General features: G+C 67.5%; 8 protein-coding genes. 1 reads left to right on the top strand and 7 read right to left on the bottom strand.

Translation table 11 applies throughout. From position 1 onward, the window contains the following. Window positions 1-7 precede the first annotated feature (7 nt). The 7 genes from LXB15_RS08085 to LXB15_RS08055 all read right to left on the bottom strand — a co-directional run bounded on the left by LXB15_RS08085 (window position 8) and on the right by LXB15_RS08055 (window position 10,726). Complete coding sequence (locus LXB15_RS08085; RefSeq protein WP_233952293.1) at window positions 8-844, bottom strand: tetratricopeptide repeat protein; 837 nt, start codon at window positions 842-844, stop codon at window positions 8-10. Beyond that, window positions 831-2,555, bottom strand: coding sequence for a dihydroxy-acid dehydratase (ilvD, locus tag LXB15_RS08080; RefSeq protein ID WP_233952291.1), 1,725 nt, complete (start codon window positions 2,553-2,555; stop codon window positions 831-833). The genes LXB15_RS08085 and ilvD overlap by 14 nt, the downstream gene beginning before the upstream one ends. A gap of 248 nt (window positions 2,556-2,803) precedes the next feature. Beyond that, entirely contained in the window at window positions 2,804-4,216 is a 1,413-nt protein-coding gene (locus tag LXB15_RS08075) for a long-chain fatty acid transporter (protein ID WP_233952289.1), read from the bottom strand. 318 nt (window positions 4,217-4,534) lie between these two features. Beyond that, entirely contained in the window at window positions 4,535-7,375 is a 2,841-nt protein-coding gene (locus LXB15_RS08070; protein ID WP_233952287.1) for a valine--tRNA ligase, read from the bottom strand. Between the two features lie 122 nt (window positions 7,376-7,497). Beyond that, a complete protein-coding gene (locus LXB15_RS08065) occupies window positions 7,498-8,286 on the bottom strand; it encodes a DUF2497 domain-containing protein (RefSeq protein ID WP_233952285.1) in 789 nt (262 codons plus the stop codon). Window positions 8,287-8,460: 174 nt separating this feature from the next. Then, a complete protein-coding gene (locus LXB15_RS08060; protein WP_233952283.1) occupies window positions 8,461-9,966 on the bottom strand; it encodes a TolC family outer membrane protein in 1,506 nt (501 codons plus the stop codon). Window positions 9,967-10,072: 106 nt separating this feature from the next. Then, window positions 10,073-10,726: a protein-L-isoaspartate O-methyltransferase gene (locus LXB15_RS08055; RefSeq protein ID WP_233952281.1), complete on the bottom strand. Its 654-nt coding sequence runs from the start codon at window positions 10,724-10,726 to the stop codon at window positions 10,073-10,075. Between the two features lie 299 nt (window positions 10,727-11,025). On the opposite strand from LXB15_RS08055, the gene LXB15_RS08050 reads away from it, so the two are divergent. Continuing rightward, complete coding sequence (locus tag LXB15_RS08050; protein ID WP_233952279.1) at window positions 11,026-12,201, top strand: ABC transporter substrate-binding protein; 1,176 nt, start codon at window positions 11,026-11,028, stop codon at window positions 12,199-12,201. The last annotated feature ends 31 nt before the right edge of the window (window positions 12,202-12,232 follow it).

The raw sequence follows: 12,232 nt of genomic DNA, 5'->3' as shown, positions 1-12,232 counted from the left end.
CCGGCCGTCAGTTCTTGGCGACCGACGCTGCCTCACCTGCCGAGGCCATCTGCTGCTCCGCATAGGCGAGCGCCGTGCGGCGATCGGCTTCCGATGCCATCGAGAACACCTCTTCCTGCAGCGGGCGGATCCACTGCGCATCGGCCGGCGAAGCACTTTTCAGCGCCATGGTCAGCATGCCGAGCCCCTGCACCGGCTGCGCCGGCAGTGCGATCTGCTGCCCGTCGAACAACAGGTAGCCGAGCAGCGCCCTCGCCCCGACATGGCCCTTCTCGGCCGCAAGCTTCAGCCAGCGCGCCGCCTGGCGGGCATCGGCCTTGCCGCCTTCGCCGCGCAGGATCATCCGGCCGAGCTCGAACTGCGCCTTGGGATCGCCGAAGAACGAGGCCGCGTGGAAGTAGAACTGTCGCGCGCGCGGCAGGTCCGCCGCGACCGGCGTCTTGGGAATGCCACGCCGCAGGTAGTCGCCGAGCGCCACCACGGCGCTCGAGACATAGGCGGCGTTGGTGTAGCTGCCGCCGTCCTCGTCCTGGTCGCGGACGATCTGTTCGAAGATCTTGAACGCCTCGTAGTCGTTCTCGGGGACGCCATCGCCGTCGGCGTACATCTTGCCGAGCTTCCAGCGGGCGCCGGGATGGCCCTTGTCCGCCGCATAGCGCAGCGCCTCGAAGGCCTCGAGCTTCTCGCCGCGCTGATAGGCCTTGAAGCCGAAGGAGAACAGCTCCAGCGTCCCCGCATCCGGATTCACCCGGGCCGCCGGGTCGAGCGCCAGAGCGCCACCCGCCGAAAACAGGACCGCACCGGCGAACGACGCCGAGAGAGCTATTCTTCTAGAGATCCGCATAGCAATGCTTTTCTGCGGCAGCGCCGGGGTGCGTCACCGCACCCTTGCGGGCCGTCCCGACCTGCTGGGCATATTTCCAGATGGCGCCCGACTGGTAGTCCGTCTCACGCGGCTGCCAGGCGTCGGCGCGCAGCTTCAATTCGTCATCCGAGAGCTCAACGTCAAGCGTGCCCTCGACCGCATCGATGGTGATGATGTCGCCGTCGCGCAGCAGGCCGATCGGACCGCCGACCGCGGCTTCCGGCCCGACATGGCCGATGCAGAAGCCGCGCGTTGCGCCGGAGAAGCGCCCGTCGGTGATCAGCGCGACCTTGTCGCCCATCCCCTGCCCGTAGAGGGCCGCAGTGGTCGACAGCATCTCGCGCATGCCGGGGCCGCCCTTCGGTCCCTCATAGCGGATGACCAGCACCTCGCCTTCCTTGTAGTCGCGCTTGGAGACGGCCTCGTAGCAGGCCTCTTCCGAATCGAAGCAGCGGGCCGGGCCGGAGAAGCGCAGGTTCTTCATGCCGGCGACCTTCACGATCGCGCCGTCGCTGGCGAGGTTGCCCTTCAGGCCGACCACGCCGCCGGTCACGGTGATCGGGTTGTTGGCTTCGCGGACGACGTCCTGGTGCGGGTTCCAGGCGACCTTTTCCATGTTCTCGGCGATGGTGCGGCCGGTCACGGTCATGCAGTCGCCGTGCAGATAGCCGTGCTCGAGCATGGTCTTCATCAGCAGCGGGATGCCGCCCGCCTCGAACATGTCCTTGGCGACGTATTTGCCGCCCGGCTTCAGGTCCGCGATGTACGGGGTCTTCTTGAAGATCTCGGCGACGTCGAACAGGTCGAACTCGATGCCGCATTCATGCGCGATGGCCGGCAGGTGCAGCGCACCGTTGGTCGAGCCACCGGTCGCCGCCACCACGGCGGCAGCGTTCTCCAGCGCCTTGCGGGTGACGATGTCGCGCGGCCGGATGTTGCGGGCCAGCAGCTCCATGACGATCTCGCCGGAGGCGTAGCAGAACTTGTCGCGAATCTCGTACGGGGCCGGCGCGCCGCAGGAATAGGGCAGCGCCAGGCCGATCGCCTCGGCGACGGTCGCCATCGTGTTGGCGGTGAACTGGGCGCCGCAGGAGCCGGCGGAGGGGCACGCGACCTGCTCGATCTCGTCGAGATCGGCATCATTCATGTCGCCGACGGAGTGCTTGCCGACCGCCTCGAAGATGTCCTGGACCGTGACCTGCTGGCCGCGGAAGTTCCCCGGCAGGATCGACCCGCCATAGATGAACACCGACGGCACGTTGAGGCGGACCATCGCCATCATCATGCCCGGCAGCGACTTGTCGCAGCCGGCCAGGCCGACCAGCGCGTCATAGGCATGGCCGCGCATCGTCAGCTCGACCGAATCGGCGATCAGGTCGCGCGACACCAGCGAGGCCTTCATGCCCTGGTGGCCCATGGCGATGCCGTCGGTGACGGTGATCGTGCAGAATTCGCGCGGCGTGCCGCGGGCCGCGGCAACGCCCTTCTTGACCACCTGGGCCTGGCGCATCAGCGAGATGTTGCAGGGGGCGGCCTCGTTCCAGCAGGAAGCGACACCCACCAGCGGCTGGTGAATCTCTTCCTTGGTCAGGCCCATTGCATAGAGATAGGAGCGATGCGGGGCGCGCGACGGCCCTTCCGTGACGTGACGGCTGGGCAGGTTCTTCTTGTCGAATGTGTGCGCGTCCATGGTCTCTCCCAACTCTTCACGAAGCACCGAGCCGCACCTCCGCGCTCCGTCCGGGGTGACGGCGTTTTGTGGCGGTAACGGGGCGGGTTTTCCCGTTCGGGACTATAGGGGATGCACGGTTGCAATAGTGTTGCGCCGATCACACATCGGCCTTTTCCTGGAACGAAGGCGGAACCTTGAACGCGAAAGGGGCGCGTCCGGAAACGCGCCCCTTCGTTGACCCCCCGGATCGATCCGGGGTCGTAAGCTCAGAAGGTGAACTTGAGCGAAGCGCTGCCGCCGAGCACGATATCCTCGCCGACCGTACCGTCGTAGTAGGCGCCGTCCGCAATCGACTGGTCGCCATCGGTCCAGTAGCCGACCAGGCCGCCGAAGCGGATTTCGCTCCACTTGTTGGCCTTGAACGAGACGCCGGCGGACACCGTGTAGAGGTCGGTATAGGTGGTTTCCGAACCGGTCGACACGCCGCGGTCGTAGCCCAGCGATACGGCGCCCGAGATCTCCTCGTTGAAAGCCCGGCCGATGCCGATCGATGCGGTGTAGCCATCGCGCCAGTTATACGGCGAGTAGCTCGAGGACGTACCGGTCTCGGGGCTGTAGATCGTGCTGACGACCGAGCCGTTGGTGCTCCAGTCCGTCCAGCGGAACGAGGCGAGCAGCAGTGTGCCTTCGGCGATGCCGGTCTGGGCGTTGATGTAGAGGCTCTGCGGGCTGATCGCCTCGTTGAGGCTCGACTCGACGTCGATGACCCGGCCCGGAATGGCGCCGGCGCCGCGGCCCGCCGCCGCGATCAGCCCGTCGAGCTGCGGGATCGAGACGCGCTGGCCGTTGAGCGAGGCGTAGGCCGTGTCCAGGATGGTGACGGTACCGGTACCGGTCACGTCGTCATGCTTGACCTCCGACCGGTAGAGCACCTGGGCGCGCAGCGCGATCTCCGGCTTCTCGTAGGCCAGGCCGATGCGGTAGCCGGCCTTGTAGCCGCCGCGCGAATCGACTTCGACGAGGCTCGGAAGCGTCACCTGCGCGCCAGGAACGAAGGTTGTGAGGCCGCCGACCAGCAACCTGCCCTGAGCACCGGACGCCGCGAAAGCGCCGTTCAGGTTGCGGAAGCCGTAGCTGGAACCGTCGAAATTGAAGTCCTCGGCGAACACGCCACCGAGCAGGCTGACCCGGCCGATGTCGGCCGTGTAGCTGACCCGGCAGGTCAGGCCGAACTCGTTGGAGTCGAAGCCGATCGTGCGGGTGCGGGACGTCGCGGTCGCGCCGGTAAAGTTGAGACGGTCGGCGTTCGAAGTGCTCTGGGTGGAGCTCACCTGCCGCGGCAGGGCGCCATCGAGCGTGTCGCTGTAGTCGGCGGTGGCCGCGAAGGACTCGGTGTAGGTGCCGGCGCAGCCGAACATCTCACCGCCAAATCCGACGGCGAAGGAGGGTATGGAGTAGTTTCCGGTGTAGTCGCCGAAGTCGCCGCTGACGCCGTTGACCGAGTCGAAACCACGCTGCGGCGTCACGTAGGTCAGGCCGGACCGCATGCTGAACGTGCCGGGCTCGTACAGTATGTCGGTGTCGGCGGTACCGCGCTGAAAGCCTCCGGCCAGGGCCGTCGAGGACAGCGCGATCGTCGCGAACGCTGCGCCGGTCATCATCATGCGGAAATGTGGCATAGTTTCCCCCTCACACATTTTCTCTGCCGTGCGCCTCCGCCCATCAGCAGTTGACGCAAACGTAAACGAGAAAAAGTCCTTCGGAAATACGGTTCGTTACGCGCCCGCCACATTTGCGGCAGACGTGCAACAGCGCCTCCCGAGCACTTCGGGAGCGCATCCATCTCTATAACCGGTTGATTTGTTTGGACCGCAGGACCTCGGCCGATGCCGGGCAGTCCCCGGCGAGTCTGCCGCCTCATCGACGTACGGAGCGAAACCGACGCCGATCCTGCCCCGACCGTGTCAAAACTGTGACACGGTCGGGGCCCGACTCCGTCAGCGCAGGCGTTCGAGCGCAGCCGACAGCTTCTCTTCCTCGGCCCGATACTCCGCCTGCTTCTCCCGCTCCTGGGCGACCACCTCTTCCGGGGCATTGGCGACGAAGCGCTCGTTCGAGAGCTTGCCGTCGATGCGCCGGATCTCGGCGGTCGCCTTGGCCCGGGCTTTTTCGAGCCGCGCCCGCTCGGCCGCGATGTCGATCATCCCGGCGAGCGGCAGCGCGAAGGTCAGACCGCCGACGACGATCTGCGCCGCCTGTTCCGGTGCCTGCTCGGCATTCGAGACCGTGGTGACGCGCGCCAGCCGCTGCAGGGCCGCGCCATGCCGTTCGAGCCGCTGCATGGCGATGGCGTCGGCGCCGATCGCCACCAGCGCCGCCTCGGCTCCCGCCGGCACGTTCATCTCGGAGCGGACCGAACGGATCTCGCTGACCAGGTCGACCAGCCAGTTGATGTCGTCGGCCGCCTCCGCATCGGCGAAGTCGATCGCCGGCCATTGCGTGTGGCAGAGCAGCTGCGGGCGATTGCCGTCGACGGTTGCCGCCCAGAGTTCTTCCGTGACGAAGGGCATGAACGGGTGCAGCAGCGCGAAGATCCGGTCGAGCACCATGCCGGTGACCGCCCGCACCTCGGCGGCGGAAGCGTCGTCGGCCGCCAGCGCCGGCTTGGCGAGCTCGACATACCAGTCGCAGAAGGTGTTCCAGACGAAGCGGTAAAGCGCCGCCGCGGCGTCGTTGAACCGGTAGGCTTCCAGCGCCGCACTGGTTTCCTCGGCGGTCCTGGCAAGTTCCGTGACGATCCAGCGGTTGAGCGGCAGCGTCAGCGCCTGCAGATCGACCGAGGCGCCGTGCACCGCGCCGTTCATCTCGGCGAAGCGCGTGGCATTCCACAGCTTGGTGCCGAAGTTCCGGTACCCGGCGATGCGCTGGGTGTCGAGCTTCACGTCCCTTCCCTGCGCCGCCATGATCGCCAGCGTGAAGCGCAGCGCGTCGGCGCCGTATTCGTCGATCAATTCCAGCGGATCGACGACGTTGCCCTTCGACTTCGACATCTTGGCGCCGGTCTTGTCGCGCACCAGCGCGTGCACGTAGACGGTGTGGAACGGCTCCTCGCCCATGAACTCGATGCCCATCATCATCATCCGCGCCACCCAGAAGAAGATGATGTCGAAGCCGGTGACGAGGACGCTGGTCGGGTAGTAGGTCGCCAGTTCCGGCGTCTCGTCCGGCCAGCCGAGCGTCGAGAACGGCCACAGCGCCGACGAGAACCAGGTGTCGAGCACGTCCTCGTCGCGGCGCAGGAAGCCGTCGCGGCGGGCGGGATCGGCGGCCATGGCCCTGGCCTCCTCGTCCTCGATCGTTCCGTTGGTGACGTAATGGGAGAGCGCGGCGGCGACGGCCTCCTCTTCGGTCCTGGCGACGAAGATCTCGCCGTCAGGCCCGTACCACGCCGGGATCTGGTGTCCCCACCAGAGCTGGCGGGAGATGCACCAGGGCTGGATGTTCTCCATCCAGTCGAAATACGTCTTCTCCCAGTTCTTCGGCACGAACTTGGTGCGGCCCTCCCGCACGCTGGCGATCGCCGGTTCGGCCAGCGTCTTGGCGTCGACATACCACTGGTCGGTGAGGAACGGCTCGATCGGCACGCCGCCGCGGTCGCCGTGCGGCACGGTGTGCGGATGATCCTCGACGCCGTCGAGAAGCCCGAGCGCGTCCATCATCACCATGATGCGCTCGCGGGCGACGAAGCGGTCGAGTCCGTCGAGCTCGGCGATCGTGCCGGCCAGCGCGTCGCTGCGCTCCAGCCCTTCCAGGAACGCGTCGTTGTCCTCGAGCGTGATGGCGGCGGCCGTGGTGAAGACGTTGATCTTCGCCAGATCGTGGCGCTTGCCGACCTCGAAGTCGTTGAAGTCGTGCGCCGGGGTCATCTTGACGGCGCCGGTGCCGGCTTCCGGATCCGGATACTCGTCGCCGACGATCGGGATGCGGCGGCCGACCAGCGGCAGGATGACGTGCTTGCCGATCAGGTCCCGATAGCGGGGATCATCCGGATGGACCGCGACGCCGCTGTCGCCGAGCATGGTTTCCGGACGGGTGGTCGCGACGACGAGATAGTCGCGGGTCTCGTAGCCGGCCGGCTCGCCGTCCGACGGCTTCCAGGCGACGCGCTCGCCTTCGGCGCCGAGGTTGTAGGGATGTTCGTAGGTGACGCCATCGGCGAGCGGATAGCGGAAGTGCCAGAGATGGCCCTTCACTTCCTTCTGCTCGACCTCGAGGTCGGAGATCGCGGTCAGCAGCTTGGGGTCCCAGTTGACCAGCCGCTTGTCCTTGTAGATCAGCCCCTTGCGGTAGAGCTCGACGAAGACGTGCAGGACGGCCTTCGACAGGCCCTCGTCCATCGTGAAGCGCTCGCGCGACCAGTCGCAGGAAGCCCCGAGCCGGCGCAGCTGGCCGAGGATGGCGCCGCCCGACTCGCCCTTCCACTGCCAGACCCGCTCGATGAAGGCCTCGCGCCCCATCGCGCGGCGACCCGGTTCCTGCCGCTCGGCAAGCTGCCGCTCGACGACCATCTGCGTCGCGATGCCGGCATGATCGAGACCCGGCTGCCAGAGCACGTTCTTGCCCCGCATCCGCTCGAACCGCACGAGGATGTCCTGCAGCGTGTCGTTGAGCGCATGGCCCATGTGCAGGGAGCCGGTGACGTTGGGCGGGGGAATGACGATCGAGAAGGGTTCCGCCCCTCCCGCTGCTCCCTCCCCGGCCCGGAACGCCTGGGCGTCTTCCCAGCATCGGGCAATGCGCGGCTCGATGGCCGCGGCGTCGTAGGTTTTCTCGATCATGCTGTGTCCGGGGGAGCGTTGCGCGTCGCCACCGGTTACAGCCTCGCTTTCGGCACTGTCAACGCGCCCGCCGCTACGGGCGGTGCGCAGCGCGCGGGGATCGCCCCGCCGGAGCCTGTCGCCTAGCGGCGGCCGCCGGTCGCGACGCGCTCGATTTCCTCGCGCACCAGCCGCTCGACGAGCCGCGGCAGATTGTCATCCAGCCATTCCTGCAGCATCGGGCGCAGCATGTCCTGCACCGCGTCCTCCACCGACCGCATCTGGTCCTCCCGGATGGCGCGGGAGAGGTCTTCGAACGAGGCGGCGACACGGGCGCCGGCCTCCTCGGAGATGATGCGGTGGGTCGCTGGCTCCGTGAGGGCCCGCGCCGCCACGATCGGCGGCTCGTCCAGGCCGGCCGGGGACGAATGGCGCAGCCCCGCCTCGTCGCTGTTGGCAGCCGCGAAGCGCGCCGGCCCGTCGATGTCGTCGTCTTGCCGCGAGCCGGGCAAATCCGCGTCGGCGCGCTCGTCCCCGTCGCTGATCATTCCGACGAGCTCGGTTTCGAAGGCGTCCTCGTCGAACCGCGTTTCGCCGGGCGCACCAGGGCGGACCGACGCGACGCCCTCGGGCACCCGGTCGTTCCCGGGATGCGAGGCGGAAATCTCTTCCTGGTCGGCGGGCTCGGGCGGCCGCTGCGGCTGCCACCAGGCCGCGCCCCGATCGCCGGCGGCGGCGGGATGGGGCAGATTTTCCGCCGCAGGTCCCGGCGCCCCGGCAAGGCCGGCGGGCAGCGGCGGCGCCTCGACGTCAGCCGCACCACTCGCCGGCGACCGCCTGACGATCTTCTCGTCCCCACTCTCGATGATGCGTTTGATGGACGCGAGGATTTCGTCCATCGACGGATCGGGGGCCGGAAGGGCATTGCTCATGGGAAGCTCCCGCATGTGGCACGACAGGGCGGCACCCTATCGGGCGAATCGTGCGTGGAGCCTAAGGCGCGGGAGGCCGCAGGTGAATCCCGCAGGGCGCTCCCGCGGAACTATCACCAACTTACTGCGGCGCGCTGTTGCCGGCCGGACTCATCGTTCCCGCTTCGGCGACCGTCAGCGGCCGTCCGGCGTGCGCAGGCCGAACCACTTGTCCTCGACCTGGATGTAATGATCGTCGGGATCGTAGGCGTGTTCGACGAGCTGCCCGCACTGCTCTGCCAACTTGCCCGTTGCCGACAGCAGACCGTAGGCAGCCACGACCTCGTCGCGCTGCGAGCCGGCGAGGAGGATCTGCGCGGAGATCACGTCGGCCTGGGCGTTCAGCACGTCGAGCGTGGTGCGCTGGCCGACATTGCGCTCCTCGATGACGCCGTTGAGTGCCAGCCGGGCTGCCTGCACCTGTGACTGATAGCCGGTGATGTTGGCGCGGGCCGCCTGCAGCTGCGCCCAGGACGTGGCAACCGCGGCGCGCACCTGGTCGCGGGCATTGTCGACCTCGATCCGGCGCTGGCCGAGCACTTCCTTGGCCTGCCGCACCACGGAGCTGGCCCGACCGCCCTGGTAGATCGGAATCGTCAGCTGCGCGCCGACGGTCGCCGAGACCTCGTTCTGCGTCAGGACGTTCGGGCGGCCGGCCGAGGTGTTGACTCCGGGCAGGTCGCCTCCATCCGTTTCACTCAGGGAATAGCTGTCCTCGACACGGCCCGTGAGGCTGAGCTGCGGCAGCAGCGCACCCTCGGCCGATTTGACCTGGAACGCCGCCGCGTCAACGGCCGCGAGCGTGGCGAGGATCGCCGGATGCTCCTGCTGGGAGATTGCGAAGGCGGCATCGACGGACTTGGGCAGTGCCGACATCGGCGCCCGCCCCGGCTGGAGGTCGGCCGGCGGGTCGCCGACGAGGTCGAAATAGGTCGCCTCGCTCGCAGCGACCTGTGACAGGGCGCTGTTCAGCAGCGCCGTGGCGAGAGCCTGCTGCGACTCGGCCTGGGCGACGTCGGTCCGCGTCCCCTCGCCGACCTCGAAGCGGGCGCTGGCTGCGCGCACCTGCTCCTGCAGGAAGCCGAGGTTCTGGCGCCGCAGCGCGGCAATCTGGCGATCGCGCAGCACGTCCATGTAGGCGGCCACGGTGTCGAACAGGGTGTTCTGCTCGGTATTGGCAAGGTTCTTCTGGGAGGCGCGGACCTGCGCCTGTGCCGAGGCGACGTTGTTCGGCGTCTGGAAACCGTCGAAGATCGTCTGACTGACCTCGACGCCGAAGCCGATCGACTGGGTGCGACCCCTTTCGGTCGAGATGTCGTCGCCGAAAGTAGTGCGGTTGCGGCGTGCCGTGGCCGATCCGATGCCGCTGACGAAGGGGCGCAGGCCGGCCCGCGCCTGCGGCACGTTTTCATCGGTGGCTCGCAGCTGGGCGCGCGCGGCATTCAGCGTCTGGTTGTTGGTACAGGTCTTGGCCAGCGTGCCGGTCAACGTCTCGGCATTGACCGCATTGCCGGTCGACAACAGCGTCCCCGCCGAAAGGGCCAGAGCGATCCAGAGCTTCTTCTGCAAAACGATTACCCCGAGCCCTCGATACACGGCGACCAACCGACGCCGTCCGCAACGTACGAATCCGTCAATCATGTCTGCCGCGCATTGACCAGTTTGACGCGCTCCAGATCAAGCGTGACGCTGTGTCAAAATGTTAATTCTCCGCAGGCGGGGCAAATCTGCAACGACCCCTCCGGATTCAGAACTCGAAGCTCGCGGCCTTGGCAAAGCCCGGCAGCGGGCGGATGCTGCAGTTGAAGCCGAAGCGGTCCGAGACGATGCCGTCCTCGTCCTTGATGTAGAGGCGAGCCGCTGCTGCGAGGCCGACGCCCTCGACGACGACCATCCGGCCGCCCTCCCGCAACTGCTCGAAGAACGTCTCCGGCAGGGTCTCGACGGATCCTTCGAAGAAGATCACGTCGTAGGGCGCCTCGGAGGGATAGCCCTCGGCGAGCCTGCCCTCCACCACCACGCAGGTCACGTAGTCCAGCCGGGAGAGATTGTCCGTGGCCTGGGCGGCCAGTTGCGGATCCTCCTCCAGGGCCACCACCGAGCCGGCGAGATGCGAAAGGATGGCCGAGCCGTAGCCGGAGCCGCAGCCGACATCGAGGACGACGTCGTCGGGCCGCACAGCGGCGAGCTGGAGGAGCTTGGCAAGCGGCGACGGCTCCATGACGTAGCGCCCGCCGCCCAGCGGCACGTCCTCGTCGATATAGGCGAGCGGCTTGCGGGGAGCCGGAACGAACTCCTCGCGCGGCACCTGCAGGAAGGCCCTGAGGATCGCGTGGCTGGACACGTCCGTCGTGCGGATCTGGTTGTCCACCATCTTCGTGCGGGCGGATTCGAAATCCATCGACGACATCCCGTGTTGCATCGCATCGTGGCCTTGGGTCGCCCGGTTCCTTAGTCGCGGCTCCGGCGCGGCGCAAGCAGGGCTCCCCCGATCGGCCACGCCTTCCCCACCAGGCGCCCGCCGCTGACGGCTCGTTGGCCCGCGGCCTCGGTTTTCAGCCGACCGTCCAGACGGCCTGTCAGGCTGGCTCTCTCCCGGCCGCTATTGTCTTGACGGCGGCAATTTTGCACGATCCGCGCCGGCCGGTGGCGCACCGGGAATCCAGCATCAAGAAATGCGCCGTTGTCGGGAGATACAGCATGAAATTCGTTCGATCCGCCGCACTCGGTCTCCTCGCGACCACCGCCCTGGGCGGCGTGAGCGCGGCGCAGGAGGCCGAGCCCCTGACCGTCGGCGTCATGGTCAATCTCAGCGGCCCGGCCGCGGTGCTGGGCGAGCAGGCGCGGGACGGGTTTCTGCTGGCGCTCGACGAAATGGGCGGGAAGCTGGGCGGGGTCGCGACCGAGGTGAAGGTCGTCGACGACGAGCTGAAGCCGGACGTGGCGGTGAACAAGGCCAAGGAACTCGTCGAGCGGGACGGTGCCGACTTCGTCGTCGGACCGATCTTTTCCAACATCGCCGGCGCCATCGTGAAGCCGGTCACCGATGCCGGCGCCTTCCTGATCAGCCCGAATGCCGGCCCGTCGAACCTTGCCGGCGCCGAGTGCAACCCGAACTTCTTCGCGGTCTCCTACCAGAACGACCAGAACCACGAGGTGCTCGGCAAATACGCCCAGGACCAGGGCTTCGGCCGGGTCTTCCTGCTCGCGCCGAACTACCAGGCTGGCAAGGACGCGCTAGCCGGCTTCAAGAATTCCTACGAGGGCGAGGTGGTCAACGAGATCTACACCCCGCTCGGGCAGCTCGATTTCTCGGCCGAGCTGGCGCAGATCGCTGCCGAGCAGCCGGACGCGGTCTATGCCTTCATGCCGGGCGGCATGGGCGTCAATCTCGTCAAGCAGTACCGCCAGGCCGGGCTCGAGACGATCCCGTTCCTGTCCGCCTTCACCGTCGACGAGACGACGCTGCCGGCGACCCAGGACGCCGCGGTCGGCTTCTTTGGCGGCTCGAACTGGGCCCCGAACATGGACAATCCACAGTCCGAGGCGTTTGTCGCGGCCTACGAGGCGAAATACGGCAGCGTGCCGGGCAGCTACGCGATGCACGGCTATGACGCGGCGCTGCTGATCGACAGCGCGGTCAAGGCAGTCGGCGGCGACCTTTCCGACAAGGACGCCCTGCGGGCAGCGCTCGAGGCCGCCGACTTCACCTCGCTGCGCGGAGATTTCGCCTTCGGCCCCAACCACTTCCCGATCCAGGACTTCTATCTGGTGAAGGCGGCCAAGCGCGAGGACGGCAAGTTCGAGACGCAGATCGCCGAAACGATCTTCGAGGATTACGCGGACAACTACGCGGCCGCCTGCAAGATGGACTGACGGCCGCGGCGTACGACGCCGCCCGTCATCC

Source organism: Aurantimonas sp. HBX-1, from assembly GCF_021391535.1.
Classification (GTDB): Bacteria; Pseudomonadota; Alphaproteobacteria; order Rhizobiales; family Rhizobiaceae; genus Aurantimonas.
This window is presented reverse-complemented; position numbering and strand designations above follow the sequence as displayed.